The 2,454-nt window shown below is 59.7% G+C and carries 2 protein-coding genes; both read left to right on the top strand.

Annotated features, from left to right (window positions below; genetic code table 11):
• Positions 1-7: 7 nt before the first annotated feature.
• A complete protein-coding gene (gene efeO, locus MYY08_RS04335) occupies positions 8-1,090 on the top strand; it encodes an iron uptake system protein EfeO (protein WP_288013440.1) in 1,083 nt (360 codons plus the stop codon).
• 5 nt (positions 1,091-1,095) lie between these two features.
• On the top strand, positions 1,096-2,373 hold the full coding sequence (gene efeB, locus MYY08_RS04330) for an iron uptake transporter deferrochelatase/peroxidase subunit (RefSeq protein WP_288013437.1): 1,278 nt from the start codon (positions 1,096-1,098) through the stop codon (positions 2,371-2,373).
• Positions 2,374-2,454: the final 81 nt, after the last annotated feature.

The raw sequence follows: 2,454 nt of genomic DNA, 5'->3' as shown, positions 1-2,454 counted from the left end.
GGCCTGCATGCTGGCTTTTGCCGCCACCGCCGATGCCGCTGATGTGCCGCAGGTTAACGTCAGCGTTAACGATAAACAGTGTGAGCCGATGTCGCTGACCGTCAACGCCGGGAAAACGCAGTTTATTATCCGCAATAACAGCCAGAAAGGCCTGGAGTGGGAAATCCTGAAAGGCGTGATGGTGGTGGAGGAGCGCGAAAATATCGCGCCGGGCTTTACGCAAAAGCTGACGGCCAACCTGGAGCCGGGCGAATATGAGATGACCTGCGGCCTGCTCAGCAATCCGAAAGGCAAGCTGATCGTCAAAGCGTCCGACGCCGCGCAGCAGACTGGCGCATCGTCGTCGCTGATGCAGCTGAGCGAGCCGGTCGCCGCGTATAAAACCTGGGTAATGGGCGAGGTAGCGCAGCTGGTCAGCGGCACCAAAGCCTTTACCGACGCGGTAAAAGCGGGCGACCTGGCGAAAGCGCAGTCGCTCTATGCGCCGACGCGCCAGCACTATGAGCGTATCGAACCGATCGCCGAGCTGTTTGCCGACCTGGACGGCAGCATCGACGCGCGTGAAGATGATTACGAGCAGAAAGCGCAAGATCCGAAGTTCACCGGCTTCCACCGTCTGGAGAAAACGCTGTTTGGCGATCGCAGCGCCGAAGGTATGGCGCAGTACGCCGATCGGCTTTATGAAGATACGCTGGAGCTGCAAAAACGCATCAGCGAACTCGCTTTCCCGCCGGGCAAAGTAGTGGGCGGCGCGGCCGATCTGATTGAAGAAGTGGCGGCCAGTAAAATTTCCGGCGAGGAGGAGCGCTACAGCCGCACCGACCTGTGGGATTTCCAGGCCAATGTCGACGGCGCGCAAAAAATCGTTAACCTGCTGCGTCCGCAGCTGGAAAAAGCCAATCCGCAGCTGCTGAGCAAGGTGGACGGCAACTTTAAGAAAGTGGATGCGATACTGAGCAAATACCGCGTCGGGGAGGGCTTTGCCTCTTACGAGAAGCTGACTCTCACCGATCGTAACCGGCTGAAAGGCCCGGTCACGGCGCTGGCGGAAGATCTGGCGCTGCTGCGCGGTACGCTGGGACTGGATTAAGCGGGATGAAGAAGCAGTCAGACGCGGCGATGCCTTCACGGCGTCGCCTGTTAAAAGGCCTCGGCTTATTAAGCGGGGCGGCGGCGGTCGGCAGTGGCTGTCCAGTCAGCGGCGCGGCGGCTGAAAGCTTCTCGCCGGGGGCGGTTTCCCCGTCGGCAAGGGAAGAACGGCAGCCATTTTACGGCGCGCATCAGGCGGGCGTCACCACGCCGCAGCAGGCGGCGATGATGCTGGTGGCCTTTGACGTGCTGGTCGACGACAAGGAGGGCCTGACGCAGCTGTTCCAGCTGCTGACCGAGCGCATCGCCTTTCTTACCCAAGGCGGCGAGGCGCCGCTGGTCAGCAATCCGCAGCTGCCGCCGCTGGATTCAGGTATTCTGGGCGAGCATATCTGGCCGGATAATCTCACCATCACCGTTTCGGTCGGCGCGTCGCTGTTTGATGAGCGCTACGGCCTGGCGGCGCTGAAGCCGACGAAGCTGCAAACCATGACGCGTTTTCCCAATGACGCGCTGGACGCCAACGTTTGCCACGGCGATCTGCTGTTGCAGATCTGCGCCAATACCCCCGACACCGTTATCCACGCGCTGCGCGATATTATCAAACATACGCCCGACTCCCTTAGCGTACGCTGGCGACGTGAAGGTTTTATTTCAAACCATGCGGCGCGCAGCAAAGGTAAAGAGACGCCGATTAACCTGCTCGGTTTCAAAGATGGCACCGCTAATCCCGATGCGGCCAACCAGACGCTGATGGATGCGGTGCTGTGGGTGACGCCGGATCAGCAGGAGCCCGCCTGGACCGTGGGCGGCAGCTATCAGGCGGTGCGCATTATCCAGTTCCGCGTCGAATTCTGGGATCGCACGCCGCTGGGCGAGCAGCAGGCGATTTTCGGCCGCGAAAAGCTGAGCGGGGCGCCGCTGGGCATGAAGCATGAGCATGACGAGCCGGATTACCGTCAGGACCCCGAAGGCAAAGTGATCCCGCTGGATGCGCATATTCGTCTGGCCAACCCGCGCACGCCGGAGACGCAAAGCAGCCTGATGCTGCGACGCGGCTACAGCTATTCCGCTGGCGTTACCGCCTCCGGGCAGCTCGATATGGGGCTGCTGTTTGTTTGCTACCAGCATGATTTAGAAAAAGGCTTTTTAACCGTACAGAACCGGCTTAACGGCGAAGCGCTGGAGGAATATATTAAACCGGTGGGCGGCGGCTATTTCTTTGTCCTGCCCGGCGTGGCGAATAAACAGCAATATCTGGCACAGTCATTATTTCAGGCCTGATTAACTCAGCCTCCGGTCCCTTTATAAAGGACGGGAGGCGATTTTTTATACAGCCGCAGCATGTGGCGCTCTGTTCTTATT

The organism is Mixta sp. (assembly GCF_024610815.1).
Classification (GTDB): domain Bacteria; phylum Pseudomonadota; class Gammaproteobacteria; order Enterobacterales; family Enterobacteriaceae; genus Mixta; species Mixta calida.
Note: the sequence above shows the minus strand (reverse complement) of the source record. Positions and strands in the feature narration are given on the sequence as shown.